Source organism: Mycobacterium celatum, from assembly GCF_002101595.1.
Classification (GTDB): Bacteria; Actinomycetota; Actinomycetes; order Mycobacteriales; family Mycobacteriaceae; genus Mycobacterium; species Mycobacterium celatum.
Genome location: NZ_LQOM01000016.1, coordinates 1 through 26365, shown reverse-complemented (window position 1 = coordinate 26365; position 26365 = coordinate 1). Strand labels below are relative to the sequence as shown.

The window sequence follows — 26365 nt, the reverse complement described above, 5'->3', positions numbered from 1 at the left end:
TCTTGGCAGTGGCAGCCGACAGACGCCGTATATAAACGACGTATGACCGCTGCGCTCACGATGTACACGACGCCCTGGTGTGGCTACTGCCACCGGCTCAAGACCATGTTGAAAGCCGCCGGAATCTCCTACGACGAGGTCAACATCGAGCAGGACGCCGCGGCGGCGGAGTTCGTCGGTTCGGTCAACGGAGGCAACCGGACCGTTCCCACCGTCAAGTTCGCCGACGGCTCGACGCTGACCAACCCGGCCGCCGGCGAGATCAAGGCCAAGCTGGCCGAGCTGGCCGGGTAAGCGGTTCAGCCGGCCGCCGCCCAGGACTCGATGATCACCCGGGCGATCGAAACCGAGCCGGGCAGAAGCAATTTCGAGTCGGAGTTGCTGCCCCAGTCGCCGGCTGCCAGCGCTGCGCGCACCTCGTCGCGGGTGAACCACGCCGCCTCGGCGATCTCGCCGTCGTTGAAAGCGAACTTCTGATCCGGGTCGGCCACCGCGTGGAACCCGACCATCAGCGAGCGAGGGAACGGCCACGGCTGGCTGCCCAGGTAACGCACGTCGCGCACGGTCAGGCCTATCTCCTCGCGGACCTCGCGGGCCACGCACATCTCGAACGACTCGCCTGCCTCGACGAAGCCGGCCAGCAGCGAGAACAACCGCTGCGGCCACACCGTCTGCCGGGCCAGCACCGCGCGGTCCGCGCCATCGTGCACCAGGCAGATCACCGCAGGGTCGATCCGTGGGAATTCCTCGTGCCCGGTCAGCGGGTTGACCCGCGCCCAACCCGCCCGGATCGGCTTGGTCGGCGCGCCGTCGAGGGCCGAAAACCGGGCGCTGTCATGCCAATTCAGCAAAGCCATGGCCGACGACACGAGCTGCGCGCTGACGTCGTCGAACAGCTGACCCGCCCGGCGAAGGTCGGCCACCTCGACACGGGCGTCGGGGTCCTCGGGGGCTTCCAGCGGGCCGCGGACGGCCCACACGTGCCGGTCGCCCTCGATGCGGCCCAGAAACACCGCATCCGGCGGAGGTTTGTCGGCCAGCGTGCGCGCTGCACCTAGCACCACCCGGCCGTCGGCGACCAGCACCTGGTTGCGGTGGTCCACGCGCAGCAGTGCGGCGTCGGCCCAGCCGGCGGTCGCTGCCTCGATGTCGGTGCGCAGCTGGTCGGCGCGGTCCGCGCCGATGCGGGACAGCAGGGGCGCGCTTTGCAATTCGAAATCCACGAGCTAGACCTCCTCGTGCCGACCCGCGGCGCCCGGCTCCGCCGCGCTTGCGATCGTCACTTCCCCACGCTGCGGATGTAGAGCAGCCGGTCGTTGGCCTCGATGGCGTCGACCTCCGGCGCGTCCACCCGCACCAGGTTGCCGTCCCGCACGACGCCCAGCACGATGTCGCTCAGGTGCCGAGGCGAACCGCCGACCTCCGTCGGCTCCACCTCCCGTTCGGCGATGGCGAACCCGGCGTCGGGGGTCAGCAGATCCTCGATCATCTCCACCACGCTGGGCGTGGTGGTGGCAATGCCGAGCAACCGGCCGGCGGTCTCCGAGGACACCACGACCGAGTCGGCGCCCGATTGCTGCAGCAGGTGCTGGTTTTCGGCCTCCCGGATCGACGCGACGATCTTGGCTTTCGGCGCGAGTTCGCGAGCGGTCAGCGTGACCAGCACCGCGGTGTCGTCGCGGCTGGTGGCGACGACGATCGAGGCGGCGTGCTGCGCGCCGGCGAGCCGCAGCACGTCGGATCGGGTGGCGTCGCCGTGCACGGTGACCAGCCCGGCCGCCGTGGCATGGTCGAGCGCGGCCTGGTCGGTGTCGACGACGACGATCTCGCCGGCCGGCACCTCGTCGCCGAGCATCGCGGCGACCGCCGTCTTGCCCTTGGTGCCGTAGCCGATGACGACGGTGTGGTTGCGCACTCTGCTCCTCCAACGCTGGATCTTCAGTGCCTGCCGGGATGTTTCGGTGACGACTTCAAGCGTCGTCCCGACCAACAAGATGAGGAAGGCGATCCGCAGCGGTGTGATGACCAGGACGTTGACCCCGCGCGCGAACTCGGAAATCGGTGTGATGTCGCCGTAACCAGTCGTCGACAGGGTCACCGCGGCGTAGTACATGCAATCCAGCAACGTGAGCTGGTCCCCCCGGGTATCGCGATAACCGCCGCGATCGAGGTAGACGCATACGGTCGCAGCGAACAACGCCACCAGGGCAATGCCTATCCTGCGGAAAATGATGCGAGCGGGGCTCGCTTCCCCCTGGGGGATGCGCAGCACACCGACAAGTGCGTAACTGGGCTGGGCGGTGAGCGTCTCGTCGAGACCGCTCAACCGCCGCCAGCTAGCTCTGGCCACGGTTCATCGGCGGGCGCACGACACAATGTAACCATGACCGCTACCACAGCTCACCCCGACGCGAACCCGGCTCCCGCATACCGCATGGGCGCCCTGCTGATCGGGATGGGTATCACCCACTTTCTGGCGCCCAAACCATTCGACACCATCGTCCCGGTGGAACTGCCGGGCAGCCAGCGGTTCTACACCTACGCATCCGGCATTGCCGAGGCGGCCACCGGTGTGCTGCTGCTCGCCAGGAGCACCCGCCGGTTGGGCGCGCTGGCGGCGGCGGTGCTGTTCGTCGCCGTCTTCCCGGCCAACGTCAACATGGTGCGACTGTGGTGGGCCAGGCCGTGGCCGATGCGTCTGATCGCGCTGGCCCGGTTGCCGCTACAGATCCCGATGATCACCTCCGCTCTCAAGATCAGGCGGACTGCCTAGTCAGCAGCGCCGCCAGCTCGTCGGGTCCCGGCAACACGTCCGGGACGACGGTGACTCCGCTGCGGACATAGTGAAAAGCTGTGCGCACCAAAGACTCCGGACGACCGGATAATCCCGCCCAGGCCAGCCGGTAGACGCCCAGCTGAATCGCCGCATGGCGGGCGGCTTCCGGGCCACGCGGCGCCTCGCCGGTCTTCCAGTCCACCACGGTGGCGCCGCCGTCCGGTTCGGCGAACACCGCGTCGATGCGACCGCGCACCACCGTGTCGCCGACGGCCATCTCGAAGGGCACCTCGACGGCGATCGGGGTGCGCGACGCCCACGGTGAGGCCAGGAACGCCGCCTGCAAGGCGGCCAGCTCCTCGGCGTCGGCCTGCACGGTCTCGGTGTCGGCCGCCCCAGGCAAGTCGGCGAGGTCGAACAGCCGCTCGGCGCCGTAGAACCGCTGTACCCATTCGTGAAACGCGTTGCCCAGCAAGGCATGCGGCTCGGGGCGGGCGGGCAGCCGACGCGTCAGCCGTTGCAGCGCACCATCCGGGTCGCGGGCCAGCTCGACCAGGCCGCTGACCGACAACTGGCCGGGCAGGGCCGGCGCCGGTGGCGTCGCGGCGCGCGAGCATTCGGCCAGCAATGCGTCGACGTCGGGGTCGGTGGGTAAGGCCGTGTCCGCCTCCGACATCGCGGCGGCCACCAGCGCCGCGCCGCGCTCCACGTCTGTGCGCCGCGCACCCAGCGGGTCGACGGGCCATGTTGCTTCGATAGCATTGCCGCGCAAAGGGTTTGGTTCACCAGCGGCGGGTGGTGGCGCCCAGTGTTCGACCGCGCCGCAGCCTTGGCCTTCGATGGCGTCCTTGAGCTCGCACAAGAAATCCGACGGGCCGCGCGGTTTGATCCCGGTGGCACCCCAGTGGTGGGCGGACAGCAGCAGGGTGTCCTGGGCGCGGGTGATGGCCACATAGAGCAAGCGGCGCTCCTCGTCCATGCGGCGTTGCTCCAGCTGGCGACGATGCTCGGAGATCTTGTCCGACAGCTGTTTTCGATTGGTGACGTCTGAGGTGTCCAGGACCGGGACGCCCTGCGCGCCCAACGACGCACGATCGCCACGCAGCAGCGGCGGCAGCTCGGCGGCGTCGGTCAGCCAGGTGCGGGCCGACCCGGTCGACGGGAACACGCCGGCGGACAGGTGAGGAACGGCCACCACCTGCCACTCCAGCCCCTTGGCGGCATGCACGGTGAGCACCTGGACGCGATCCTGGGCGACTGTGACTTGCGCTGGCGGCAAACCGTTTTCGACGTCCGCGGCGGCGTCCAGGTAGGACAGCAGACCCTCGACCGACGCGTTGCCGGCCCGTTCCGCGTAGCCGGCGACCACGTCCCCGAAGACGTCGAGGTGCTCGGTGCCGGTGCACTCGGACGTGGCCGGCTGCGCGGCGCGCACCTCGCAGTCGACGCCCAGCACCCGGCGCAGCTCGGCAACCAGGTCGGGCAGCGGGTGGTCGAGGTGTCCGCGCAACATGGCCAGTTCTTCGGCGAGCGCGACGATGCGCCGATACCCGGCGGACGAATACCCGCTTTCCGGGCCGGGGTCGTCGATGGCGTCGGCCAAGCCGGCGGCGTCGGCGTCCGGGCCGGCCGACGCCGCGATCTGCTCGACCGAATCTGCCTGGCGCACACCATCACCCAGCGTGAGGGCACGCCGCCACAGCGCGGCGATGTCCCGACCGCCGAGCCGCCAGCGCGGGCCGGTGAGCACCCGCATTGCCGCCGAGCCGGCGGCGGGGTCGGCCACCAGCCGCAGCATCGCCACCACGTCGGCGACCTCGGGGACGGACAGCAGGCCGGCCAGCCCCACCACCTCCACCGGGATGCCGCGGGCCCGTAACGCCGCGGCCATCGGAGCGGCGTCGGCGTTACGCCGCACCAGCACGGCGGCGCTCGGCGGCACGACACCCGCCGCGCGGGCTCGCTCATAGTGCTGGTGCAGGTGGTCGGCGACCCACTCGCGTTCGGCGCACACGTCGGGCAGCAGCGCACAGGCCACGGTGCCCGGCGCCGCGTCGGGCCGGGCGCGCAGCGGTCGGACCGCCACCGACCGTCGCCGCGCTTCTGCCGACACCGCATTGGCCACCTGCAGGGTCCGCGGCGGGTTGCGCCAGCTGGTGCGCAGCTCCAGCATGGGCGCCGGCGTGCCGTCGGGCCGCGGGAAGTCGGTGGTGAACCGCGGCAGGTTGGTGGCCGAGGCGCCGCGCCAGCCGTAGATCGACTGGATCGGATCGCCGACCGCGGTCAACGCCAGATCGTCGTCGACTCCACCGCCGAACAGCGACGACAACACCACGCGCTGAGCGTGGCCGGTGTCCTGGTACTCGTCGAGCAGCACCACCCGGTAGCGGCTCCGCAGCTCCGCCCCGACCTGGCCGAACGCCGTCACCAGCCGCGCGGCCGCGGCCATCTGCATGCCGAAGTCCATGACCTTCTCGGCCCGCATCCGCGCATGCAGCTCGTCGACCAGCGGCACAAGTTCGGCGCGCTCGGTCTGCGTCGCCAGCATCCGCAGCAACCACTGGCTGGGGCCGCGGTCCCGCTGGTAGGGCCCGGCCGGCAGGGTATGCACCAGCCGCTCCAGCTCGACGTGGGTGTCGCGCAGCTGCGCGGTGTCGACGAGGTGCTCGGCGAGCTGGCCCGACAGCCGCAGCACCATCGAGGTGACCGCCGCCGGGTTCTTGTCGGTTCGCAGCTCGCCGCGGTACCCGTTGACCACGTCGAACGCCAGCTGCCACAGCTCGGTCTCGGACAGCACCCGGGTATCCGGCTCGACGCCGAGCAGCAGGCCGTGGTCGCGCAGCAGCTGCCCGGCGAAGGCGTGATAGGTGCTGACGACGGCCGCACCCGCGGGTTCTCCGGTGAACAGCCCGGCGCCGGCAAGCCGGGCGAGCCGGGAGCGGACCCGCCGCAGCAGCTGCCCGGCCGCCTTCCGGGTGAACGTCAAGCCGAGCACCTGGTCGGGTCGCGCGTAACCGTTTGCGACCAGCCACACCACCCGTGCGGCCATGGTCTCGGTTTTGCCGGCGCCGGCGCCGGCGATGACCACCAGCGGCCCCGGCGGTGCGGCGATGACCGCGGCCTGCTCCTCGGTCGGTTCGAAAAGCCCAAGGCTGCAAGCTAATTCGGCAGGACTGTAGCGGGGTGTCATGTCGGGGTCCCGTCGGTGTGGGCCGGGCAGCCGGGCCGCAGCGGGCAGTGCGCGCAGCCGTCGTTGATGCGGGCGACAAACTGCGGGCCGGCGGTGGCGGCGGCCGCCAGCCGGATCACGTTGCGCCACTCTTCCCGCGCCGCCGGCGTCAGCGGATCCTGCTCGCGTTCGGTGGCGCCGCCGGCCGTCGTCCTGCCGGGGTACACCAGCCGGGCGCCGCCGGCCTCGTCGCCGTAAGCCAGCAGGCCCTCGGCCACCGCCAACTGATAGGCCGCCAGCTGGGCGTGCCGCTGCGCATCGTCCTTGCTGACCGGAGTCTTGCCGGTTTTGACGTCGACGATCACCAGCCGGCCGGCCGCGTCAAGCTCGACTCGGTCGACCCGACCGCGCAGGCGCACACCGTCGACCACCCCGTCGACCTCGACCTCGACGCCGACCTCGGTGAGCGCGTGCCGCGTCTGGGCCCGCCACTCCAGGAAGTTCTGCAGCATCGCGCGATGGCGGGCCAGCTCGTTGGCGGCATACCAGCGCGATCCGAACGGCAGATGTTCCCATGCCCGGTCCAGCGCGGCCATCAGCTGCGACTCGCCGGCTGTTGCCTCGGCGATCAGCGCGTGCAGCACCGAGCCGATGGCCGACGGCAGGTCGCGCGGATCGGTTCCCCCGTGACGTTCGACCAGCCAGCGCAGCGGACAATCGGTCAGCGTCTGCAGGCTCGACGGCGTCAGCGTGACCACGTGGTCTTCGCCGCTCCACAGCGGCTCGGCGGTGCTGACCGGGGCCATGCCGTACCACCCGGCCGGGTCGGCACCCGGCACACCGGCCTTGGCAAGGCGGGCCAATTGTCTTGCGGCCCTGGTTCTTTCGGTCTCACTCACCGTTCCGTCGGGCGCACAGACCACACCGCGCAGCCGGCCCACCACCGCCGCCGCCGTCAACACCCGCGGCGCGGTGAGCGGGGTCAGCGCCGATCGCAAGCGCGGCGAGGCCGGGTGCAGCGGGTCGCCATCGGCCCTGTCCGGCTCGTCGGTGGCCCACTGCGCGATCTCGAAGAAGAACGGCGACGGCAACACGCTGTCGCAGCCCGTCTCGCCGCCCTCCCCGTCGACGGCGGTGACCAGCAGACGCTTGCGCGCCCGGCCCATCGCCGCCACCAGCAGGCGCCGCTCCTCGGCAAGCAGTGGCGCCCGTAGCGACGCGTCCTCGCTGACCCCGTCCAGGACGTCGAGCAAACGCTGGGTACCCAGCACCCCACCGCGTGGAATCGTGTTGGGCCACAACCCTTCCTGCAATCCGGCGATGACCACCAGATCCCACTCGTGGCCCAGCGCGGCGTGCGCGCTGAGCACGCTGACCTGTTCGGCGACGCCCGGCTCGGGGCGGACGGCGGGCAGCTGCAGCGCACCGACGTGGTCGAGCAGCCCGCGCAGCGAGGCACCGGCGGTGCGCGACACGTATTGGTCGGTGACCTCGAACAGCGTGGTCACCGCGTCGAGGTCGCGGTCGGCCTGGGCGCCTGCAGCGCCGCCGCGCTCAGCCGCCGCCAGTAAGCGACGCTGCAGACCCGAGCGCTGCCACGCCGCCCACAGCGTGTCGCGCGGATCCTGCCCGTCGCGATGACAGCGAGCGGCCGCGTCGAGCACCGCGCGGACCCGCCGCAGGGGGCGGGCCTGCGCCGCAGACAGCGGTGGCGGATCGCCCGTCAACGCCTCCAGCAGCAGGTCGTCGACGTCCCGCTCGGGTACGCTGCGGCGCAGCGCCCGGCGCAGTTGGCGTAGCGTCACCGGGTCGACCCGGCCGATCGGCCCGGTCAGCAGTGTCAGCGCCCGCCCGCCGTCCAGGCCGTCGACGGTCGCGGCCAGCACCGTCAGCAGCGCCCGTGCCGTGGGCTGCTGCCACAGCAGCCCACCGGACGTCGGCATGGCCACCGGGACGCCGGCCCGGGTCAGCGCATGCGCCAGCCCCGCCGCGGCGCGCGGCACCGATCTGACGATGACCGCCATCTGTGACCACCGCAGCCCGTCGACGAGGTGTGCCCGCCGCAGCGCGTCGGCGATCAGCGCCGCCTCCGCGTGCGCCGAGGCGGCCAGGTGCACCGTCACAGCACCCGAATCGGTTCCGGCGCCGTCGATTTCGCTGCCGCCCGGAAGCCGGCCGGCGATCCCGCAGACGGCGCGCGCCACCGCCGGCGCACAGCGGTGCGACGACGTCAGCCTCACCGCCGGCGCGTCGTCGGCAAGAAGGGCGGCCGGGTCGCCGCCACGAAAGCCGAACACCGCCTGGTTGGGATCGCCGGCAATCACCGTCACCTCGGCACCCGCCGCCAATACCCGCACCAGACGAGCGGCCTGGGGGTCGAGTTGCTGAGCGTCGTCGACGAGCAGGACCCGGATCCGGGCATGCTGGGCGGCCAACAGCTCGGGATCGACAGCAAAGGCCTCCAACGCGGCCCCGACCAGTTCGGCGGCACCCAGCGCCGGCGTGGTCGCCTGCGGGGCCGCCGTCCCGACGGCGGCGCGCAGCAGCATCACCTGCTCGTACTGGCGGGCGAACCGGCCCGCCGCCGCCCATTCCGGGCGCCCGTGCAACCGGCCCAGCCGCTGCAGCTCCCGCGGGTCGACACCGCGTTCGGCGCAGCGCGCCAACAAATCCCGCAACTCCGCGGCGAACCCCGCGGTGCCCAACGCGGGACGCAGCTCGCCGGGCCACGCCGTCGAACCGTCCTGCAGCTCGCCGGCCAGCAGTTCGGCGATGATTGCGTCCTGTTCGGCGCTGGTGACCAACCGCGGAGGCGGCCCGCCGGCGCGTTGTGCGGCCAGCCGCAGCACCGCGAAGGCGTAACTGTGCACAGTGCGCACCAGCGGCTCGCGGATCACGACGGGCCCGGCGGCGTCCGTCCGCGACCGCAACAACTGTGCCGTCAACGCGCTGCGCGCCCGAGTTGCGATGCGGCCCGAACCCGTCAGCAACAGAACCGATTCCGGGTCGGCACCGGCAGCGATGCGGGCGGCTGCGGCGTCGACCAGCAGGCTGCTCTTACCGGTGCCCGGACCTCCGAGCACCCGAATCCGGCCGCGCAGACCCGGATCCAATACCGCGCGCGCCTCGGGACCCCGCCGATGTGCCATAGCGGCATGACATCACGGGGGTCCGACAAGTCGGTCCGGGCTGGTTGGCGACGACCGTCGTCACACCCGCCGAGCGAGGTCCTCCCCGCCGCCGTCGTGGCGGGGCTGCTCGTGCGGGAACACCGGAGGCGGGGTCAAGCCGTGCCGGGTCTCGCCCGGGCCGGCCTGCGGCCCAGCCAGCGCCTGGTCGTCCCGGTCCGCGTCGTGCTGAGGTTCCGGTTGTGCCTGTACCGGGGTCTCGCTGTCGCGTTCTTGCTGCTGTGGACCGGCCATACCGCCGGGAATCTGTCCGGCACCCGCACCGCCGCCGGCTCCCTGCGCCCCGGGCGTCTGTCCCTGTCCGCCATGACCGGCGCCTTGAAACGCCTGCATCATCGGCTGCATCAGCTGACTGAACTGACCGCCCATCTGGCCGAGCATTTGCCCTGGCGCGCCGGCCATTTCACCCATCTGGCCGGCTTGGCCCGCCATCTGGCCCAGCATCTGCACGATCTGCATCACGCCCTGCTCGCCGGACTCCTCGGAACCCTGATAGGCCACGTTCGAGGCGGCCACTTTGCCGGAGAACATCGTCTCCTTGCCCTGCAACATCGCCATGTTGGCCTCCAATGGAGCGGCCAGGGTTGGCAGGGCAGCCGCGATCGTCTGACTCATGAGATCTTCGCCGGGCTGAATGGTCGGCATCGGTGGTAGCTGTATTCCCGACGCCGGATCCCAGGACTGGGGCCCGGATCTCTCAAGTGGCGCTCCCATTAAGACCATCTCCTCTTCATGCTTCGCCGCCCACCGAGCTCACCAGTCATCGTCGCCCTCATCCTCGGAAAGATCGTGGTCGAGCGGGGTCGGAACCGCCAGACCCGCCCGTGAACCCCCGCTGCTCTCACGGTGGCCCATCATGCCCATGCCGCCCATGCCGCCCATGGCGCCGCCGGCAGCCACCGGTGCCGCCCCGGCGGTAGCCGTGCTACCCGCAACCGCGCCCTCTTCCACCGCGGTGGGCGAGACCGTGGTGTGCTTGTCGACCAGTTTGGCCATCAGCGGGGTCCGTGGTGAGCTGCCGCCGGAGCCCGGCACCGATGCCCCGTGCATGAGACCCCCGCCGGCTTTCGGGCCGGAACCACCCGCCGCCGGGTGGTTGCTGAATGCGGCAAACGGCGACGCGCCCGCTCCACCGGCTCCGCCCCCGCCGCCCTTGCCCAGCTGGCCGAACATCGACGAAATCTGCTGCAACGGCTGGGTCAGCTGTTGCAGCCCCTGGCCGCTGACCATCTTGCTGAGCTGCTGCGGGACCTGGCCGATCTGGCCGACCATCCCGCTCATCATCTGCATGATCTGCTGCCCGCCCTGGCCACCGGTCTTTCCGGCCTCCTGCGCATCTTTGCTGGCCTGCCCTGCCCCGGGCACGCCGCCGGGCGGGATGGGTATCCCGGCCGGGTTCACCGCAGGCACCCCGAGTTGGCTGGCGAGCTCGCCGGTGCTGGCCGACACGTCGGCCATGTTCTGCGATTGGCCCAATTTGATCGCGCTTTGCAGCAACTCTTCCTTGTTCTGGATCGGCATGGCTTCGATGGCTTCGCACATGTGCTGAATCTCTTGTGCGGTCGCGTTCACCATCGCTTTGGTTTGGGTCACGGCGGCCGCCATGGCGTGCAGCTGCATGGCAATGGCCTGCGCCTGGGCGGCGTTCATCTCGTGGCCGCTGATGATCGTGCTGGCCTCGCCCAGCGCCGCCGTCGCCGCTGCCCCCGACCAGCTGTTGGACATGTTGGTCCATTGGCCCTGCAGCTGCGGTACCACAGTCCCGGTCAGGTGCATCGCCAGCTGCTCGTACTGCTCCGCGGCGGCCGTGAGTTGTTCCTCATCGACATTCGGCCAGCCGGGACCCATCACGGTCTGGGACCCATAAGGGGTGCTATCAGGCGGGACGCCCATCACGCGACCTCTCTCGATGTGTGCCGGGTGTGTAGATCAACATTACTGTGCAGCTCACCTGCTTATTGACACATTTTCGACGGCAGGCCCGTTCGGGCGGCCGCGGCCGGCTGGCACCATTCGACGGGTGACCGCCCTGCACGTACACCGCTACGGCCCGCCCGGCCCGGTGCAGCTGTTGGCAATCCACGGTCTGACCGGTCACGGGCGCCGCTGGCAGCCATTGGCAACGGGCCATCTGCCGGAGGTCGCCGTGGCGGCGCCCGACCTGCTCGGGCACGGCCGGTCGTCGTGGGCCGCACCGTGGAGCATCGACGCCAACGTCGCGGCGCTGGCCGCGCTGCTCGAGGCGCAGGCCAAGGCCCCGGTGGTGGTGGTCGGGCATTCGTTCGGCGGCGCGGTCGCGCTGCATCTGGCCGCGACGCACCCGGACCGGGTGGCGGGCCTGGTGCTGCTTGACCCCGCGATCGGTTTGGACGGCGCATGGATGCGCGAGATCGCCGACGCGATGCTGGCCTCCCCCGACTACCCGGACGCCGCGGAAGCCCGCGCGGAGAAGGCGACGGGCTCGTGGGCGGACGTGGACCCCGCGGTGCTCGACGCCGAACTCGACGAGCACCTCGTCGCGCTGCCCGGTGGACGCTACGGCTGGCGGATCAGCCTGCCGGCCATGATGTCCTACTGGAGTGAGCTGGCCCGCCCGATTGTACTGCCGCCGAAGGGAATTCCGACGACGCTGGTGCGGGCGGCGTGGACGTCGCCGCCCTATGTCGGCGACGAGCTCATCACCGGCCTGCGTGACCGGCTGGGACCCGAGTTCCGGCTGGTCGATCTCGACTGCGATCACATGGTGGCGCAGGCCAAGCCGACCGAGGTGGCCGCACTGATTCGCGAGCGGCTGCACTGACCATGGCACCAGTGACGGACGAACAGGTCGAGCGGGTGCGGGCCCTGGTGACCGCAATACCGCCCGGTCGGGTTGCCACTTACGGTGATATCGCTTCTGCCGCAGGGCTTTCCAGCCCACGCATTGTCGGCTGGATCATGCTCACCGATTCCTCTGACCTGCCCTGGCACCGGGTGATCACCGCATCCGGCCGGCCCGCAAGACATCTGGCCACCCGCCAGCTGGAACTGCTTCGCGCCGAAGGGGTTCTGGCTCACGACGGCAGGGTCGCGCTGGCCGAGGTTCGGCACCACTTCCCGCGAGAGTGTAAGTAGCGACGACTCATCTCGGGAAACACGTCGCCAGTTGCACTTTCGCGCTCAGAGCACCAGCCGCACCAGCGCTGCCGTGCGGGCCAGACCCGGGAAGGCCTCTGCCGTCGAACGCGGGTGCAGTGCATGGACTGCGAGCCGAAACATCAAGGCCCGCAACAACATCTGCGGCCACTCCGGCAGCGCGTTCCAGCGTTCGATGAGCCCGTCGTCGGCTTCGCCCCATGACAACGCGTCGACGACGACCACTCCCGCGGCCCACGACGCCGGCCGCCAGTACGGGGTGATGTCCGTGATTCCCGGCGCGGCCGCGCCCGCGAAAAGCACTGTCCCGTAGAGGTCCCCGTGCACCAGCTGGCTCGGACTCTTGGTACGTCGCCGCAGACCGGCCAGCTGGTGGATCAGCTCGATCGACCGCTGCCCGTCGGCCGACGGCGGCGCGATCCGCGCGTTCGGCGGCACCGAGGCCAGCGGCCGGTCTTCCCAGGCGGCGCGGTCGGCGGCGATGAACACGTCGACGTCAGCCCACGGCGCGGTGGGGCCCTGGGTCAGGAATCGGGGGCGTTCCAGTTTGCCGGTGGCCTCGTGTAGCCGGACCGCCGCGGAAACGACTTCGTCGTGCCGGGGTTCGGGTGTGCCGGCGACGAACGTGTCGGCGCGCCACCCGGCGACCACGTAGCGCCCGTCGGTCGAGCGGACGGGACGGGCCAGGCGTATCCCGTCGACGAACAGGGTTTCGCGTACCTTGGCCGACCAGGCCGCACGGGCATGGTCGGCCACCATCGACAGCACGACTTCGCCGCACCGCCAGCCGCCTTCCCAGCTGGCGCCCAGCGGCACGGGACGTACACCGCTCAAACCGAACGCCGCCAACACATGCTCAGGCGGCGGCTCGACAGTCACGCGACCAGCCTAATCGCCGTTAGCTGGGGTTCTCGGTCAGTACATGACCATGTCGGGCTGCATTTGCTGCGCCCACGCGACGATGCCGCCCTGCAGGTGGACCGCGTCGGAGAAACCGGCCTTCTTCACCGCGGCCAACGCCTCGGCTGAGCGCACACCGGTTTTGCAATACAGCACCGGGATCCGGTCCTGCGGCAGCTTGGCCAGGCCCTCGCCGGAGTTGATCGACGACTGCGGGATCAGCTGGGCGCCGTCGATGTGGTTGATGTCCCACTCCACCGGCTCGCGCACGTCGATCAGCGCCACCTTCTTGCCGGATTCCAGCAACTCGCGCAGTTCGCGCGGTGTGATCGTGGCATCGGCCGCGGCGTCGGCGGCCTCGTCGGACACCACGCCGCAGAACTCCTCATAGTCGATCAGTTCCGTGATCTTCGGTGTCGACGGGTCTTTGCGGACGTTGATCGTGCGATAGCTCATCTCCAGCGCGTCGTAGACCATTAACCGGCCGAGCAGCGGCTCACCGATCCCGGTGATGAGTTTGATCGCCTCGGTGCCCATCACCGACGCGATCGACGCGCACAAGATGCCCAGCACCCCGCCTTCCGCACACGACGGCACCATGCCGGGCGGCGGGGGCTCCGGGTACAGATCGCGATAGTTGAGACCCCGCCCGTCGGGGGCGTCCTCCCAGAACACCGAGACCTGGCCCTCGAAGCGATAGATCGAGCCCCACACGTAGGGCTTGTGCGCCAACACCGCGGCGTCGTTGACCAGATACCTGGTGGCGAAGTTGTCGGTGCCGTCCAGGATCAGGTCGTATTGCTCGAACAATTGGACCGCGTTGTGCGGCTCGAGGCGGACCTCGTGCAACCGCACGTCGACCAGCGGGTTGATCTCGGCGATCGAGTCGCGGGCGGACTGTGCCTTGGAGCGGCCGATGTCGGACACGCCGTGGATGATTTGGCGCTGCAAGTTGGATTCGTCGACGACGTCGTAGTCGACGATGCCGATGGTGCCGACCCCGGCGGCCGCCAGGTACAGCAACGCCGGCGCGCCAAGCCCTCCGGCGCCGATCACCAACACCCGCGCGTTTTTGAGCCGCTTCTGCCCGTCGACCCCCACGTCGGGAATGATCAGATGCCGGCTGTAGCGCGCGACTTCCTCCCGTGTCAGCTCGGCGGCCGGCTCAACCAGCGGCGGCAACGACGTCGACACCGATATCTCCTAGCGTTGCTTTTCGATTGCTGTCTGTTAATCACAGCAGTTGCCCGGATCAACGGCAAACAGCGACAGAAGCTTCCCTGCCCTTTGCGTGCCCCTGCGCCGAGATTGACGTTTCGCAGGCCGGTACTCGCACTTACCCTGCACAACGGGGATCTCGGCGAAGACTCGCTGCTCAGGCGATCGGGTAGGGCCAGGGATTGAATCGGCAGGTCTTACCGTCCGGCTTGACCCACTCCGGGTCGAACTTCGCGGCGTCGTTGTCCGATGTGGAAAACGTCTGCTGCATCATCACCGGCGCCAGGCCGTCCTGCGCATCACACGACTCGTGACGCAGATAGCCGATGGCGTGGCCGACTTCGTGGTTGATCACGTACTGCCGGTAGGAACCGACATCACCCTCGAACGGCACGGCACCGCGTACCCATCTGGCCTCGTTGATGAATACTCGCGGCTGCCCCTCGGGGCCGTACGACGGGTTGTAACAGGATGTTTCGAGGGGGAACTCGTAGCCGCAGCCCTCGCGTACCGTCATCGGAGAGCTCAGCGAGATCCGGAAGTCGGGACTGCTCGGGGCGCTCCCGTCGATCCGGATGAAGGCGAATTGCGGATTGTGCGTCCAGCTCTTGGGATTGGCCAACGTCTGGTCGACCATTCGGGCGAACGCGTCGTCACCGCCGAACGCGGCCGGGTCGATCCCGTTTTCGACCTCGACGGTGTAGCGGAACACCTTCGCGGCGCCTTGACCGACCTGGGGTGTGGTACCCGGCAGGATGCGCCAGGTCTTGTCGCCGGCCTGGGTGAACGCGCCGCCGTCCGGCAGCATCCCGGTGGGCAGATTGGCGTCGAACACGGTCAGGCCCCGCGGCGGCGCATCGATGATCGCCGTGCCCACCGACCCGATCGCCGGGGGGCCCTGAGCCGGATCCTTCGAAGCTGGAGGTGGCGCACTGGTCCCGGTCGCCGTCTGGTAGAGCACCACCGCGGTCAGCGCTGTCAGCACGGGCAGTGCATAGGCACGCCACCCGTAGGTCGACACGAACCGGCCCAGCCAGGTTTGTTTGCGCCAGCGGCGCGGTCTATCCCGGTTGGAACGGGCCCGCCCGGAGCTCCAGGCGAGCGGATCCCGCTGGGCGCGCAACGGTTCTCGCCAGTCGTCGCGGAGGACCGGTACGGGACCGCCCCCGCGTCGCTCCGGGTCGTACGTCACCGCCTCAGGATCGCACATTCCCTGTTGAGGATGCCGCTAGCTGGGACTCTTGGCGTGCCCGAGGTCGGTCCGGTAAAGCGTTGGCAGCATCAATAACAGGCGCGTGGAGGTGCGGGTAGTAGTGTCGTTGCGACGAGCGTGGCCGACGATATGTGGCCAACCAAGCAGATTGAGGACTTGATGAGCGATCTCGCCAACGCGGCCGCAAGGCGGACGGCGGACCCTGTCGCCCCCGCCAAGCGTGGTAATCGGCTGCCCCGTGATGAGCGCCGTGGCCAATTGCTCGTCGCCGCCAGCGAGGTTTTCGTCGACCGCGGCTATCACGCAGCCGGCATGGATGAGATCGCCGACCGCGCTGGTGTCAGCAAACCCGTTCTCTACCAACACTTTTCGAGCAAGCTTGAGCTCTATCTGGCGGTGCTGCAGCGGCATGTCGAGAATCTGGTGTCCGGCGTGCGGCAGGCCCTGCGCACCACCACCGACAACCGGCAGCGGTTACGCGCTGCGGTGCAGGCGTTCTTCGACTTCATCGAGCACGACGGCCAGGGCTACCGGCTGATCTTCGAAAACGACTATGTCACCGAGCCGCAGGTCGCTGCCCAGGTGCGGGTGGCCACCGAATCGTGCATCGACGCGGTGTTCGATCTCATCAGCGCCGATTCGGGGCTGGATCCGCACCGGGCCCGGATGATCGCGGTGGCCCTGGTCAGTCTCAGTGTCGATTGCGCCAGATACTGGCTGGACACCGACCGGCCGATTTCCAAGGAAGACGCCGTGGAGGGCACTGTGCAGTTCGCCTGGGGCGGGCTGTCACACGTGCCGCTCACCCGCTCCTAGCGGCACCGATTCCGAATCCGACGCGGCGGGCGTCGGCAACCCCGATTTCGACATAGGCGATCTTGGCGGTCTGAATCAGGAAGCGACGGCCCTTCTCGTCGGTCAGGCTCAGCACGTCGGAGTCTTTGCGCAGCGCGGCGCTGACCAGTTCTTCAACCTCGCTGGGCGTCTGCGCACTGGTGAAGACCAGCTCCCGCGGGCTGTCCGTGATACCGATCTTGACCTCCACGCCGGCCCCTTCCTTGTAGACGTTCTCAGCATGCAGGCTAGTGGACGGTTCCGAGTAGTCGTGAAAGCCGGTCAGCGCCAAGCGTTCGCGAGCACGAGTGTCGCCAAATCGTGACCAACACACCGGGCGCTGCCCGACACCAGTGCAGTTGACATCGATAACATCTGCACCATCAGCACCATGAATCACTTGGATACCGAGATCCAGGACTACCCAGACGAGCTGGTCTACGAGACCTACCCGGACGACGATCTGGTCGAGCCGGTCGATCAACGCTGGCGTCCGGTCGCCCTGATCGCCGCCGCCGTGTTCGTGCTGGCCGTGATCGCCACCGTCGTGATCCTCAACGGCGGCGACAGCACCTCGACGACGGCCACGGTGGCGCCGCCCACCCGCACGGTGATCGCCACGCCGCGGCCGTCGTCTCCGCCCAGCGCGTCGCTGCCACCCGAGACGGTCACCACAGTGACGCCGCCTCCGCGGGAACCCAGCGTCACGGCCAGCCCCACCGAGCTACCCACCGCGGCCCCGCCGCCGCAGGCCGCCCCGGCGCCATTGCCACCGGCGAGCCCGAACACCGTCGTCTACCGGGTGACCGGCACCAAGGGGATGCTCGATCTGGTCAGCATCGTCTACACCGACGAGCAGGGCCTGCCGCGCACCGACCTGAACGTGTCGTTGCCCTGGTCGAAGGCCGTGGTACTCAACCCCGGAGTGCAGACGAAATCCGTTGTGGCGACAAGTCTTACGGGTCGACTCAACTGTGAAATCACCGATGCGCAGGGCCAGCCGGTGGCCGTTTCGGCCAACAACACGATGATCGCGACCTGCGCCCGCTAGGTCCCGTTAGGCAAGACCCAGTTCTCGCATCCGCTCATCGTGGGTGCGCTGCAGCCGGTCGAAGAAGCCCGTCAGTTGCGTCAATCCGTCGGTCCCCGACACCACCAGGTCGACCAGTTCGTCGTGATCGGCCAGCACGTATTGCGCCTGGGTGATCGCTTCGCCCAGCAGCCGGCGCGACCACAGCGCGAGCCGGCTGCGCTGCCGGGCGCTGCTGTTCACCGCGGCGCGCACCTCGGCGACCACGAACTGGGAGTGCCCGGTCTCCGACAGCGTCGCGCGCACCACGTCGGCCACCTCGTCGGGCAGCCCGTCGGCGATCTCCAGGTAGAAGTCGGCGGCCAGCGCGTCGCCGACATAGGTCTTGACCAGTGCCTCCAACCAGGTGCTCGGCGTGGTCAGCCGGTGATAGTCATCGAGCGCGGAGGCGTATCTCGACATCGCCGGCACGACGTCGACGCCGCGGCGTTCCAGGGCTTCGCGCAGCAGCTCGTAGTGGCCCATCTCCGCGGCCGCCATGCGGGCCATCGAAATCCGGCCACGAAGGTCCGGCGCCATCCGGGCCTCGTCGGTGAGCCGGTAGAAAGCGGCAACCTCGCCGTAGGCCAGTAGCGCGAACAATTCGTTGACGCCGGGGTGGTCGGCCGGCAGTCGCGGCGGGGGCGGGTCGGCCAATTCGTCGGCGCGCGAAAGCGAGGACATGGCAACACTGTAGGCCGTACAGGTGGCGACTTGTCCCCCTAGCCGCTCCGCGGCCGGGGGTGCCCCCAGCGCCCGGCACAAGCCGCGCTGGCGGCGATCCGGGGTCGCGAGGCGCGACCAGCTATCATGGACAGCGGTAGTGACTGTAGAGCCTTACTGCCGCTACCGGCGAAATGTGCGTGCACGCAGTCGGCCCGCCTCATCGGAGCGCAGGGCCCCGCGAATCGGCAACGGATTCGGCACTCAGCTCGTGCGCGCGTGACCCGCAACGAACTGACCGAAACCGACACCGAGAGGCGCACCCCCACACGCATGTCACCCTTACTTCACACACCTCATCTCACGTTTGCCAGTCTTGGAGTTCGCGACGAAATAGTGCGCGCACTCGCCGAGGAAGGCATCGAGCATCCCTTTGCCATCCAAGAGCTCACCCTGCCGCTGGCGCTCGCCGGCGACGACGTGATCGGCCAGGCGCGTACCGGCATGGGTAAGACCTTCGGCTTCGGCGTGCCGCTGCTGCAGCGCATCACCACCGCCGGCGCCGACCGGCCGCTGAGCGGCATTCCGCGGGCGCTGATCGTGGTCCCCACCCGCGAACTGTGCCTGCAGGTTTCCGGCGACCTGGCCACCGCGGCCAAATATCTGCACGCCGACGAAGGCCGTCGCCTCTCCGTCGTCTCCATCTACGGCGGCCGGCCCTACGAGCCGCAGATCGAGTCGCTGCGCGCCGGTGCCGACGTGGTGGTGGGCACTCCGGGCCGGCTGCTGGACCTGGCCCAGCAGGGCCACCTCCAGTTGGGCGGATTGTCGGTGCTGGTGCTCGACGAGGCCGACGAGATGCTGGACCTCGGCTTCCTGCCCGACATAGAGCGCATCCTGCGCCAGATTCCCGACGACCGGCAGGCAATGCTGTTCTCGGCGACCATGCCGGACCCGATCATCACGCTGGCCCGCACCTTCATGAACCAGCCCACCCACATCCGTGCGGAGGCGCCGCAGGCATCGGCGGTCCACGACGCCACCGAGCAGTTCGTCTACCGCGCGCACGCGCTGGACAAGATCGAATTGGTGAGCCGGATCCTGCAGGCCCGCGGCCGCGGCGCCACCATGATCTTCACCCGTACCAAGCGCACCGCCCAGAAGGTGGCCGACGAGCTGGCCGAGCGCGGATTCGCCGTCGGCGCCGTGCACGGCGACCTCGGCCAGATCGCTAGGGAAAAGGCGCTCAAGGCATTTCGCACCGGCGGCATCGACGTGCTGGTCGCCACCGACGTGGCCGCCCGCGGTATCGACATCGACGACGTCACCCACGTCATCAACTACCAGTGCCCCGACGACGAGAAGACCTACGTGCACCGCATCGGCCGCACCGGGCGGGCCGGGCGCACCGGCGTCGCGGTCACCCTGGTCGACTGGGATGAGTTGGCCCGCTGGGCGATGATCGACAAGGCGCTCGACCTGGGCTGCCCCGACCCGGCGGAAACCTACTCCAGCTCGCCGCACCTCTACACCGAGCTGGACATCCCGACCGAGGCCCGCGGCACGGTCGGAGCGCCCCGCAAATCGCAAGCCAAGAAAGCCGCGGCCAAGGCGGACAAGCCGGCCCGCAAGAGCACCCGGTCGCGGCGACGCACCCGCGGCGGCAAGCCGGTGACCGGGCACCCCGTCGCCGCCACCAACGGTGACGCGCCAGCCGACGCTCCCGCCGGCGAAGGCTCGCACAGCGGTCGCCGCCGTCGGCGCCGTCGGCCCCGCAAAGCGGCAGAGGTCGCCGCCAGCGCCAACTGAGTCGGGCCGCCGCCAGCCGCCTGATGGTCAAACCCGAACGCCGCACGAGGGCCGATATGGTGGCGGCCGCCGCGATCGTGACGGTGGTCGCGGTCGTGGCGGCACTGATCTGGTGGACCAGCGACGCCCGGGCCACCAACAGCCGACCCGCGGCGGTGCCGGCACCCACCCCGAGCACGGCTCGTGCGGTTCCCGCGTCGCTCAAACAGCTCTGGACCGCCCCCAGCGCGGCGACCAGCCTTCCGGTGGTGGTCGCCGGGTCGGTGGTCACCGGCGACGGCCAGTCGGTGCAAGGGCGTGACCCGGCCAGCGGCGACGTGCGCTGGAGCTACTCGCGAAACCGCCGACTGTGCGCGGTGTCCTGGGTCTACCGCTACGCCGTCGCTGTCTATACCGACGACCGGGGGTGCGGGCAGGTCAGCACCATCGACGCCTCTACCGGTCGCCGCGGGCCCGCACGCACCAGCTACGCCGACAAGCACGTCGACGTCTCCTCCGACGGCACGACCGTGCTGTCGGCGGGTAGGACGCGGCTGGAGCTGTGGCGCTCGGACATGGTCCGGATGCTGTCCTACGGCGAGATCGACGCCCGGGTGAAGCCGTCGTCGCAGGGGCTGCACACCGGATGCGCGCTGACGTCGGCGGCGGCCAGCTCGTCGGCCGTGTCGGTGCTGGAAGCATGCCCCAAGCAGGCCGATCTGCGGCTGACGCTGCTGCGGCCGAGCAAGGAAGAAGACGAACCGGAGCAGCGGTATGTGCCCGAAGCCGGAATCGGCGCAGGGTCGGGCGCGCGGGTGCTGGCCGTCTCGGACAGCAGCACAGCCGTGTACCTGCCGTCTCCGCAGCCCCGGGTCGAGGTGGTCGACGCGTCTGGCGCCACCGTGGCGAGCACGGTGCTGCCCAAGCAGCCGATGCCGTCGAACGTGGTGTCGCGGCTGGGCAACCTGGTGAGCTGGTGGACCGGCGACGCGGTGCTGGTGTTCGACGCGGCCACGCTGACCTTCCGCTACACGGTCACCCCCGACGGGCCGGCCGTCCCGGTGGGTCCGGCGACGGTCATGGCAGGCCGGTTGCTGGTCCCCGTCGCCGGCGGGATCGGTGTCTATGACCCGGCCACCGGCGCACACGAACGCGATATCCCGGTCGACCGGCCACCGGGTACGGCGCCGGTGATTCCCGCCGTGTCCGGCTCGCAGATTCTCGAGCAACGCGGCGATACCGTGGTCGCCCTGGGCTGATTGGCGGCGACCCGCCGCACTCGGCTACGCCGAGTTTGCGATCGCCGCGGGGCGAGACCGCTAGATCTCAGGTGTGAACGTCGGCAACGGCTTACCGGACTTCCAGTGCTTGAGCAGCGCGTTGGCCAGCTCGCGGTAGGCCTCTGAACCTTTGTTCTTGCGCGCCGCTAGCACCGACGACCCCGACGCGCTGGCCTCGGCGAAGCGCACCGTCCGCGGGATCGGCGGCGCCAGCACCGGCAGGTCGTAGCGGTCGGCGACGTCGAGCAGCACGTCGCGGGTGTGGGTGGTGCGCGGGTCGTACAGCGTCGGCAGCGCACCCAGCAACCGCAGGCCCGGGTTGGTGATCTGCTGGACGTCGGCGACCGTGCGCAGGAACTGCCCGACGCCGCGGTGCGCCAGCGTCTCGCACTGCAGCGGAACCATCACCTCGTCGGCGGCGGTCAGCCCGTTGAGCGTGAGCACCCCCAGCGACGGTGGGCAATCGATGACGACCACGTCGAACTGGTCGGCGAGTTTGTCCAGGGCGCGCTTGAGCGCGTACTCGCGGCCGGCCCGCATCAGCAGCATCGCCTCGGCGCCCGCCAGGTCGATGTTGGCCGGCAGCAGCGTCATGCCCTCCGCCGTGTCGACCAGCGCGGCGTTGGGCTCGACCTCACCGAGCAGCACCTCGTGCACCGACACCGGCAGCTTGTCGGGATCGTGGCCAAGCGAAAAGGTCAGACAGCCCTGGGGATCGAGATCGACGAGCAACACTCGCCGTCCCTTGGCCACCATCGCGGCTCCCAGCGAGGCCACCGTCGTCGTCTTGGCCACCCCGCCCTTCTGGTTGGCCACCGCCAGCACACGAGTCCCTGCCATAAACGCCGCTCCTCCTCATCGCTTCGTCCCCGGCTCGCGGGGACCCCTGCATCGTCGCCGGCGCAGCACACGGCCATCCTGGCATCTTCCCCATCCTGCCCGCGCGTCAATGGCGATGCGTTTCAGGCAGAATCGGTCGGCATGGGCGTAGAGAACCATCGACTGGTACTGCTGCGCCACGGCGAAACCGAATGGTCGAAGTCCGGCCGGCACACCAGCCGCACCGATCTTGAGCTCACCGCCGACGGACGCCGCCAGGCCGCGGCGGCCGGCCGGGCACTCGCCGACCTGCAACTGGATAGCCCGATGGTGATCACCAGCCCGCTTCGGCGGGCGGTGTCGACCGCCGAACTGGCGGGACTGACCATCGAAGACAAGTCGCCGCTGGTCGCCGAGTGGGATTACGGATCCTACGAGGGCCTGACGACCGCTCAGATCCGCCGATCAGAGCCGGAGTGGCTGGTCTGGACACACGGCTGCCCCGGCGGCGAGAGCGTCGCCCAGGTCACCGCGCGTGCCGACACGGCCGTCGCGCTCGCACTCGGGCACATGGCGACGCGCGACGTGCTGTTCGTCGGACACGGCCACTTCTCCAGGGCGGTGATCACGCGCTGGCTCGAGCTGCCGCTGTGCGAGGGGATCCGATTCGGCATGATCGCCGGCGCGATCGCGGTGTGCGGTTTCGAGCATGGAATCCGGCAGCTCGGCGCGCTCGCCCTTCCGCGGCCATGACCGCCGAGCCGCCGTTTGTGCTGTGCGGCCCGGACGGGGTTCTGGTTGCCGACGGCGTACGCACGGCCTATCACGAGGTGCCCGCCGCGCGGGCCGCGCTGCGCTCGGGTGCGGCGCCAATCGTGATGGGCGCGTTGCCTTTTGACCTCACCCAGCCCGCCGCATTGATGACGCCGCAAACCGCGGAGCACGCCGCCACGCTGCCCGACTGGCCGGGCGGCCCGCTGCCGGGGGTGCACATCGCCGAGGAGGTTCCCGCACCCGAGGAACACCGCGCCCGGGTGCGACGCGCCTGCGATCAACTGATGTCACCGGGCAGCGCCCTGCACAAGGTGGTGCTGGCCCGCGCATTGCGCCTGGCCGCCGACGGCCCGCTGGACGCCCGCGTCATCCTGCGCCGGCTGGTCGCGAAAGATCCTGCCGCCTACGGCTATCTCGTCGATTTGACGCCGGCGGGCGGCCGGTATGCGGGCATGGCGCTGGTCGGCGCCAGCCCGGAGCTGCTGGTGGCGCGCGACGGCGACCGGGTGACGTGCCGGCCGTTCGCCGGGTCGGCGCCGCGCTCCGCTGATCCCGGACTCGACACCGCCGCGGCTGCCGCACTGGCCGATTCGGGCAAGAACCGCCACGAGCATCAACTGGTCATCGACGCGATGGCCGAAGCGCTACGGCCGCTGTGCACCGAGCTGACGATCGCGCCCACGCCGCAGCTGAGCCGTACCGCGGCACTCTGGCATCTCAGTACACCGGTCAGCGGTCGGCTGCGTGATACGTCCACCAGCGCAATGGATTTGGCGTTGGCGCTGCATCCCACCCCGGCGGTCGGCGGTGTGCCGGCCGATGCCGCCGCCCGGCTCATCGGCGAACTGGAAGGCGACCGGGGCTTTTACGCCGGCGCGGTCGGCTGGTGCGACGCCCGCGGCGACGGACGGTGGGTAGTGTCCATCCGCTGCGCGCAACTGTCCGCCGACCGCCGTAGCGCGCTCGCCCACTCCGGCGGCGGCATTGTCGCCGAATCCGATCCTGAAGACGAACTCGCCGAAACGACAACAAAATTCGTCACCATCCTGACCGCGCTGGGAATTCAGCCGTGACCACGCGCATTCGGCGCGCCGCACCTGCCGACACCGCGGCCATCACAGCGATGATCCACGAGCTGGCTGACTTCGAACGAGCCGCGGACCAGTGCACGGTCACCGAAACACAAATCCGTACAGCGCTTTTCAACGAGCCGACGACGCTGTACGCACACGTCGCCGAGGTGGACGTTGTCGTGGCCGCGACGGCTCTGTGGTTCCTCAACTTCTCCACCTGGGACGGCGTTGCGGGAATCTATTTGGAGGACTTGTACGTTCGCCCGGAGTTCCGCCGTCGCGGACTGGCCCGAGCGCTGCTGTCGGCGCTGGCGCGCGAATGCCTCGACAACGGCTACAGCCGGCTGTCGTGGGCGGTACTGAACTGGAACACCGACGCGATCGCGCTGTACGACGGCATCGGTGGCCGGCCGCAGTCGCAGTGGACCACCTACCGGGTATCGGGCCCGGAGCTGGCCGAGCTGGCCGGACCTCGCTGATCCCCGGAGATCCAGCGCAGGGCGGGCGGGCTGAACAGCAACGCCAACGCGGCCAGCGACACGATGCCCACCGGAATTCCGGCCAGCGGGCGGTGCGAGCCCACCGCGACGTACCACGCGACCGGCAGCAGCAACAATTCGGCGAACACCGCGGGTCCGCGGCCCCAGCGCCGGCCGACCAGCAGCGCGCCGCCGGCGGCAAGCACGCCGCCGCCGATCAGCGCGAACCACACCGCCGTGCCGAAACCGTTGACCACTCGCTGGTCGGCTCCGCCGAGGCCCCGCAGCACCAGGACCGCGGCCACCACCAACGCCGCCGCGCCCTGCAGCGCCACGATCAGTCCCGCGCCTCGCACGCTGGCCGGAACGCTCACAGCGTCAGCGTAGCCACTAGGCTCATGCGTCATGCGCGCCGTGCTGATCGTCAATCCCACTGCGACGTCGACGACCCCGGCAGGGCGCGACCTGTTGGCCCACGCGCTCAAGAGTCGTCTGCAGTTGCGGGTCGAGCACACCACCCATCGCGGTCACGGCGGCGAAATCGCCCAGGCCGCCATCGAAGAGGGAATCGACCTGATCGTCGTGCATGGCGGCGACGGCACGGTGAGCAACGTGGTCAACGGCTTGCTCGGGCGGCCGGGCAGGTTGCCGACGGGCCATGTCCCGGCGCTGGCCATCGTGCCGGGCGGCTCGGCCAACGTGCTGGCCCGCTCGTTGGGGATCTCACCGGACCCGATCATTGCGACCAACCAGCTCATCGGGCTGCTCGACCAGCACGGCCACCAGCAGAACTGGCGCCGGATCGGGGTGATCGACTGCGGCGAGCGGTGGGCGGTGCTCAACGCCGGGATGGGCGTCGACGCCGAGGTGGTGAAGGCAGTCGAGGCGCAACGCGACAAGGGCCGCAAGGTCACGCCGGCGCGCTATATTCGCGCCGCGGTGCCGGCCGCGCTGGCCACCACCCGCCGCGAGCCGACACTGACCCTGCACTTGCCGGGCCGCGAGCCGGTGTCCGGCGTCCATTTCGTGTTCGTGTCCAACTCCAGCCCGTGGACGTATGCCAACAACCGGCCGATCTGGACCAACCCCGACTCCAGCTTCGAGACCGGCCTGGGGGTGTTCGGGGTCACCAGCATGAAGGTCATCCCGACCTTGCGGATCGTCCGGCAGATGTTCGCCAAGCGGCCCAAGATGGAGGCCAAGCAGCTCATCCGCGACGACGACGCGGCCTGTGTGCGGGTCACCTGCAACGGGCCGCCGATCGCCAGCCAATTCGACGGCGATTACCTCGGTGTGCGCGAGGAGATGACGTTCCGGGCCGTCCGCGACGCGATGGCCGTCGTCGCGCCACCGGCGAAAAGGCCGTCTGAACTGCGTTAACCTCAAAATCGCCGAGGCAAATGCGCCGCCATACTAGTACACCGGGTTAAGGGTTTTGGTCACAGATCCTCAAAGTGAGATTGCCCACGGACGAACGCGCGCTATTGACATTTGTTGAGCCTGTGAAACGATCGAATGATCGCGTGCAACGGTACGGAAATTTTCTTGTGCCCGCGTTAACAGCCGAAGAAAAACCGGTGCGCTGTGCTGCGCACTTAGTGAGGAGTAACAACGTATGGATTGGCGCCACAAGGCGGTCTGTCGCGACGAGGACCCGGAGCTGTTCTTCCCGGTGGGAAACAGCGGGCCGGCGCTCGCCCAGATCGCTGACGCGAAACTGGTCTGTAACCGCTGCCCGGTGACCACCGAATGCTTGTCCTGGGCACTCAACACGGGCCAGGACTCCGGCGTGTGGGGCGGAATGAGCGAAGACGAACGTCGCGCGCTGAAGCGCCGCAACGCCCGGACGAAGGCCCGCAGCGGAGTCTGACGGAACCCGGTTTAACCCTCGCGGCCCCGACGGTGTCGGGGCCGCGAGCTTGCGTGGGGGCGTCGTGGCGATCGCGAGCGCGGCGAAGCCGGGCGCGGCGGGTCGCCACGCAAACTC

26 protein-coding genes are annotated in these 26365 nt (G+C 69.6%); 13 read left to right on the top strand and 13 right to left on the bottom strand.

Annotated elements, in window-relative coordinates; all coding sequences use genetic code 11:
• Positions 1–42: 42 nt before the first annotated feature.
• A complete protein-coding gene (gene mrx1, locus AWB95_RS03820; protein WP_062540730.1) occupies positions 43–294 on the top strand; it encodes a mycoredoxin Mrx1 in 252 nt (83 codons plus the stop codon).
• Positions 295–299: 5 nt separating this feature from the next.
• Here mrx1 and nudC read toward each other — a convergent pair whose 3' ends face one another.
• Together nudC and AWB95_RS03810 are read right to left on the bottom strand one after the other, a co-directional pair.
• Positions 300–1223: an NAD(+) diphosphatase gene (gene nudC, locus AWB95_RS03815; RefSeq protein ID WP_085167684.1), complete on the bottom strand. Its 924-nt coding sequence runs from the start codon at positions 1221–1223 to the stop codon at positions 300–302.
• Positions 1224–1279: 56 nt separating this feature from the next.
• On the bottom strand, positions 1280–2350 hold the full coding sequence (locus tag AWB95_RS03810; RefSeq protein ID WP_062540729.1) for a potassium channel family protein: 1071 nt from the start codon (positions 2348–2350) through the stop codon (positions 1280–1282).
• 33 nt (positions 2351–2383) lie between these two features.
• Here AWB95_RS03810 and AWB95_RS03805 point away from each other — a divergent pair, with 33 nt between their 5' ends.
• A complete protein-coding gene (locus AWB95_RS03805; protein WP_062540728.1) occupies positions 2384–2773 on the top strand; it encodes a DoxX family protein in 390 nt (129 codons plus the stop codon).
• On the opposite strand, the gene AWB95_RS03800 is transcribed toward AWB95_RS03805, so the two are convergent.
• From AWB95_RS03800 to AWB95_RS03785, 4 genes are all read right to left on the bottom strand, one after another.
• Entirely contained in the window at positions 2757–5966 is a 3210-nt protein-coding gene (locus AWB95_RS03800) for an ATP-dependent helicase (protein ID WP_085167682.1), read from the bottom strand. The two genes, AWB95_RS03805 and AWB95_RS03800, sit on opposite strands and share 17 nt — an antisense overlap.
• Positions 5963–9094 (bottom strand): ATP-dependent helicase, encoded by a 3132-nt coding sequence (locus AWB95_RS03795; RefSeq protein ID WP_085167680.1) that lies wholly within the window; start codon positions 9092–9094, stop codon positions 5963–5965. Before AWB95_RS03795 ends, AWB95_RS03800 begins: the two co-directional genes overlap by 4 nt.
• 60 nt (positions 9095–9154) lie before the next feature.
• A complete protein-coding gene (locus AWB95_RS03790) occupies positions 9155–9748 on the bottom strand; it encodes a hypothetical protein (protein ID WP_238600876.1) in 594 nt (197 codons plus the stop codon).
• A 138-nt stretch (positions 9749–9886) separates the two neighbouring features.
• Complete coding sequence (locus AWB95_RS03785) at positions 9887–11026, bottom strand: hypothetical protein (protein WP_062540495.1); 1140 nt, start codon at positions 11024–11026, stop codon at positions 9887–9889.
• 127 nt (positions 11027–11153) lie between these two features.
• Here AWB95_RS03785 and AWB95_RS03780 point away from each other — a divergent pair, with 127 nt between their 5' ends.
• Positions 11154–11933 (top strand): alpha/beta fold hydrolase, encoded by a 780-nt coding sequence (locus tag AWB95_RS03780; protein ID WP_062540488.1) that lies wholly within the window; start codon positions 11154–11156, stop codon positions 11931–11933.
• Positions 11934–11935: 2 nt separating this feature from the next.
• Positions 11936–12247 (top strand): MGMT family protein, encoded by a 312-nt coding sequence (locus AWB95_RS03775; RefSeq protein ID WP_062540487.1) that lies wholly within the window; start codon positions 11936–11938, stop codon positions 12245–12247.
• A gap of 45 nt (positions 12248–12292) precedes the next feature.
• Here the strand turns inward: AWB95_RS03775 and AWB95_RS03770 are convergent, their stop codons facing one another.
• From AWB95_RS03770 to AWB95_RS03760, 3 genes are all read right to left on the bottom strand, one after another.
• Positions 12293–13147 carry a TIGR02569 family protein gene (locus AWB95_RS03770; RefSeq protein WP_062540486.1) on the bottom strand — a complete coding sequence of 285 codons (855 nt, stop codon included), beginning with the start codon at positions 13145–13147 and terminating at the stop codon, positions 12293–12295.
• Positions 13148–13183: 36 nt separating this feature from the next.
• Positions 13184–14362, bottom strand: a complete 1179-nt coding sequence (moeZ, locus tag AWB95_RS03765; RefSeq protein ID WP_062540485.1) for an adenylyltransferase/sulfurtransferase MoeZ — start codon at positions 14360–14362, stop codon at positions 13184–13186.
• A gap of 181 nt (positions 14363–14543) precedes the next feature.
• Positions 14544–15596, bottom strand: a complete 1053-nt coding sequence (locus AWB95_RS03760) for a DUF3152 domain-containing protein (RefSeq protein WP_084707173.1) — start codon at positions 15594–15596, stop codon at positions 14544–14546.
• Positions 15597–15758: 162 nt separating this feature from the next.
• On the opposite strand from AWB95_RS03760, the gene fasR reads away from it, so the two are divergent.
• Positions 15759–16415 (top strand): HTH-type transcriptional activator FasR, encoded by a 657-nt coding sequence (gene fasR / locus AWB95_RS03755; protein ID WP_062540493.1) that lies wholly within the window; start codon positions 15759–15761, stop codon positions 16413–16415.
• On the opposite strand, the gene AWB95_RS03750 is transcribed toward fasR, so the two are convergent.
• Positions 16402–16644: a DUF3107 domain-containing protein gene (locus tag AWB95_RS03750; protein WP_045383584.1), complete on the bottom strand. Its 243-nt coding sequence runs from the start codon at positions 16642–16644 to the stop codon at positions 16402–16404. The two genes, fasR and AWB95_RS03750, sit on opposite strands and share 14 nt — an antisense overlap.
• Positions 16645–16824: 180 nt before the next feature.
• Here AWB95_RS03750 and AWB95_RS03745 point away from each other — a divergent pair, with 180 nt between their 5' ends.
• A complete protein-coding gene (locus AWB95_RS03745; protein ID WP_062540484.1) occupies positions 16825–17484 on the top strand; it encodes an MmpS family transport accessory protein in 660 nt (219 codons plus the stop codon).
• Between the two features lie 6 nt (positions 17485–17490).
• On the opposite strand, the gene AWB95_RS03740 is transcribed toward AWB95_RS03745, so the two are convergent.
• On the bottom strand, positions 17491–18186 hold the full coding sequence (locus AWB95_RS03740; protein ID WP_062540483.1) for a ferritin-like fold-containing protein: 696 nt from the start codon (positions 18184–18186) through the stop codon (positions 17491–17493).
• 312 nt (positions 18187–18498) lie between these two features.
• Between AWB95_RS03740 and AWB95_RS03735 the strand changes: the two genes are divergently transcribed.
• Both AWB95_RS03735 and AWB95_RS03730 read left to right on the top strand, forming a co-directional pair.
• Positions 18499–19974 (top strand): DEAD/DEAH box helicase, encoded by a 1476-nt coding sequence (locus AWB95_RS03735; RefSeq protein WP_085167763.1) that lies wholly within the window; start codon positions 18499–18501, stop codon positions 19972–19974.
• A gap of 23 nt (positions 19975–19997) precedes the next feature.
• Entirely contained in the window at positions 19998–21212 is a 1215-nt protein-coding gene (locus tag AWB95_RS03730; RefSeq protein ID WP_062540615.1) for an Rv3212 family protein, read from the top strand.
• Between the two features lie 60 nt (positions 21213–21272).
• Here AWB95_RS03730 and AWB95_RS03725 read toward each other — a convergent pair whose 3' ends face one another.
• Positions 21273–22073, bottom strand: coding sequence for a ParA family protein (locus AWB95_RS03725; RefSeq protein ID WP_062541371.1), 801 nt, complete (start codon positions 22071–22073; stop codon positions 21273–21275).
• Between the two features lie 141 nt (positions 22074–22214).
• On the opposite strand from AWB95_RS03725, the gene AWB95_RS03720 reads away from it, so the two are divergent.
• Genes AWB95_RS03720 through AWB95_RS03710 form a run of 3 tightly spaced genes read left to right on the top strand, consistent with a single transcriptional unit; the run spans position 22215 to position 24378 of the window.
• Positions 22215–22805, top strand: a complete 591-nt coding sequence (locus AWB95_RS03720) for an acid phosphatase (protein ID WP_085167678.1) — start codon at positions 22215–22217, stop codon at positions 22803–22805.
• Entirely contained in the window at positions 22802–23899 is a 1098-nt protein-coding gene (locus AWB95_RS03715) for an isochorismate synthase (RefSeq protein WP_085167676.1), read from the top strand. The genes AWB95_RS03720 and AWB95_RS03715 overlap by 4 nt, the downstream gene beginning before the upstream one ends.
• Positions 23896–24378, top strand: a complete 483-nt coding sequence (locus tag AWB95_RS03710; protein ID WP_062541742.1) for a GNAT family N-acetyltransferase — start codon at positions 23896–23898, stop codon at positions 24376–24378. Before AWB95_RS03715 ends, AWB95_RS03710 begins: the two co-directional genes overlap by 4 nt.
• On the opposite strand, the gene AWB95_RS03705 is transcribed toward AWB95_RS03710, so the two are convergent.
• Entirely contained in the window at positions 24330–24785 is a 456-nt protein-coding gene (locus AWB95_RS03705) for a hypothetical protein (RefSeq protein WP_085167674.1), read from the bottom strand. The genes AWB95_RS03710 and AWB95_RS03705 overlap by 49 nt on opposite strands.
• On the opposite strand from AWB95_RS03705, the gene AWB95_RS03700 reads away from it, so the two are divergent.
• Positions 24784–25758: a diacylglycerol/lipid kinase family protein gene (locus AWB95_RS03700; RefSeq protein WP_062540708.1), complete on the top strand. Its 975-nt coding sequence runs from the start codon at positions 24784–24786 to the stop codon at positions 25756–25758. The genes AWB95_RS03705 and AWB95_RS03700 overlap by 2 nt on opposite strands.
• Before the next feature lie 235 nt (positions 25759–25993).
• Positions 25994–26248: a transcriptional regulator WhiB1 gene (gene whiB1 / locus AWB95_RS03695; protein ID WP_023371700.1), complete on the top strand. Its 255-nt coding sequence runs from the start codon at positions 25994–25996 to the stop codon at positions 26246–26248.
• The last annotated feature ends 117 nt before the right edge of the window (positions 26249–26365 follow it).

Coding starts and splice junctions, on each gene's coding strand:
- mrx1 (WP_062540730.1), top strand. CDS start 43: ATGACCGCTGCGCTCACGATGTACACGACGCCCTGGTGTGGCTACTGC.
- AWB95_RS03805 (WP_062540728.1), top strand. CDS start 2,384: ATGACCGCTACCACAGCTCACCCCGACGCGAACCCGGCTCCCGCATAC.
- AWB95_RS03800 (WP_085167682.1), bottom strand. CDS start 5,966: ATGACACCCCGCTACAGTCCTGCCGAATTAGCTTGCAGCCTTGGGCTT.
- AWB95_RS03795 (WP_085167680.1), bottom strand. CDS start 9,094: ATGGCACATCGGCGGGGTCCCGAGGCGCGCGCGGTATTGGATCCGGGT.
- AWB95_RS03790 (WP_238600876.1), bottom strand. CDS start 9,748: ATGAGTCAGACGATCGCGGCTGCCCTGCCAACCCTGGCCGCTCCATTG.
- AWB95_RS03785 (WP_062540495.1), bottom strand. CDS start 11,026: ATGGGCGTCCCGCCTGATAGCACCCCTTATGGGTCCCAGACCGTGATG.
- AWB95_RS03775 (WP_062540487.1), top strand. CDS start 11,936: ATGGCACCAGTGACGGACGAACAGGTCGAGCGGGTGCGGGCCCTGGTG.
- AWB95_RS03760 (WP_084707173.1), bottom strand. CDS start 15,596: ATGTGCGATCCTGAGGCGGTGACGTACGACCCGGAGCGACGCGGGGGC.
- fasR (WP_062540493.1), top strand. CDS start 15,759: ATGAGCGATCTCGCCAACGCGGCCGCAAGGCGGACGGCGGACCCTGTC.
- AWB95_RS03745 (WP_062540484.1), top strand. CDS start 16,825: ATGAATCACTTGGATACCGAGATCCAGGACTACCCAGACGAGCTGGTC.
- AWB95_RS03740 (WP_062540483.1), bottom strand. CDS start 18,186: ATGTCCTCGCTTTCGCGCGCCGACGAATTGGCCGACCCGCCCCCGCCG.
- AWB95_RS03735 (WP_085167763.1), top strand. CDS start 18,499: ATGTCACCCTTACTTCACACACCTCATCTCACGTTTGCCAGTCTTGGA.
- AWB95_RS03730 (WP_062540615.1), top strand. CDS start 19,998: ATGGTCAAACCCGAACGCCGCACGAGGGCCGATATGGTGGCGGCCGCC.
- AWB95_RS03725 (WP_062541371.1), bottom strand. CDS start 22,073: ATGGCAGGGACTCGTGTGCTGGCGGTGGCCAACCAGAAGGGCGGGGTG.
- AWB95_RS03720 (WP_085167678.1), top strand. CDS start 22,215: ATGGGCGTAGAGAACCATCGACTGGTACTGCTGCGCCACGGCGAAACC.
- AWB95_RS03715 (WP_085167676.1), top strand. CDS start 22,802: ATGACCGCCGAGCCGCCGTTTGTGCTGTGCGGCCCGGACGGGGTTCTG.
- AWB95_RS03700 (WP_062540708.1), top strand. CDS start 24,784: ATGCGCGCCGTGCTGATCGTCAATCCCACTGCGACGTCGACGACCCCG.
- AWB95_RS03705 (WP_085167674.1), bottom strand. CDS start 24,785: ATGACGCATGAGCCTAGTGGCTACGCTGACGCTGTGAGCGTTCCGGCC.
- whiB1 (WP_023371700.1), top strand. CDS start 25,994: ATGGATTGGCGCCACAAGGCGGTCTGTCGCGACGAGGACCCGGAGCTG.